Here is a 1,083-nt window from a genome sequence, read left to right as displayed (position 1 = left end):
AGCGTGAGGGAAACGCCCGGTTACATTCCGAACCCGGAAGCTAAGCCTCATAGCGCCGATGGTACTGCAGGGGGGACCCTGTGGGAGAGTAGGACACCGCCGAACAATTCTTCATAGGCCGTGGCCCCAGCGATGAGCTGGGGCCACGGCCTTTTTGTTTTCCGCGAACGATCAAGCTCCGCCCGCTCAGCTCCACTGCTTCCCCAAGCGCGGGTCGGGTGCTGATGCTTGACAATGAAGATGGTGCCTGGCCTACGGCCGGCACTCTGCCGCAGCGGGTGTACGCGATGCCCGACCCGTGGCGCAGCTGATGATGTAGACAGGAGTCACCGCGATGCCGAACCCGCCCCAGGACCGCCCCGATCGTCGATCTGACGATGGCCGAGGCCATGAGCCCCGTTCTCGCGGCGGTTGGTCGAACGACCGCGGCCCGCGCCGGGACGACCGTGGTGACCGTCCCTCCGGTGGCGACCGTGGTGGTTACCGTCGTGACGACCGCCCCTCCGGAGACCGGGACCGTCCGTCCGGTGGCGATCGCGGTGGGTACCGCGGTGGCGACCGTCCGTCCTACGGTGACCGTCCCTCGGGCGGCGACCGCGGTGGGTTCCGCCGTGATGACCGTCCGTCCTACGGCGACCGCGACCGTCCGTCCGGTGGCGACCGTGGTGGGTACCGCGGTGGCGACCGTCCGTCCGGCGGTGACCGTGGTGGCTTCCGTCGTGATGACCGTCCGTCGGGTGGTGACCGTGGCGGGTTCCGTCGTGATGACCGTCCGTCCTACGGCGACCGTCCGTCCGGTGGCGACCGTGGTGGGTACCGCGGGGGCGACCGTCCGTCCTACGGCGACCGTCCCTCGGGCGGGGACCGTGGCGGGTTCCGGCGTGACGACCGTCCCTCGGGCGGCGACCGTGGTGGCTTCCGTCGCGATGACCGTCCCTCCGGTGGCGACCGTGGCGGGTTCCGGCGTGACGACCGTCCCTCGGGCGGCGACCGTGGCGGGTTCCGTCGTGATGACCGTCCGTCCTACGGCGACCGTCCGTCCGGTGGCGACCGTGGTGGGTACCGCGGGGGCGACCGTCCGTC

General features: G+C 70.6%; 1 rRNA gene and 1 pseudogene. Both read left to right on the top strand.

Going from position 1 to position 1,083, the window contains the following annotated elements:
- Nucleotides 1-105: ribosomal RNA gene (gene rrf / locus P3T41_RS36875) — 5S ribosomal RNA — on the top strand; the annotation flags it as partial.
- Between the two features lie 328 nt (nucleotides 106-433).
- Nucleotides 434-1,083: pseudogene (locus P3T41_RS36870) on the top strand (hypothetical protein); the annotation flags it as partial.

The organism is Kitasatospora sp. GAS204B, assembly GCF_029892155.1.
Lineage (GTDB): Bacteria > Actinomycetota > Actinomycetes > Streptomycetales > Streptomycetaceae > Kitasatospora.
The sequence above is the reverse complement of the archived record's forward strand: the minus strand, read 5'-3'. Positions and strand labels throughout refer to the sequence as shown.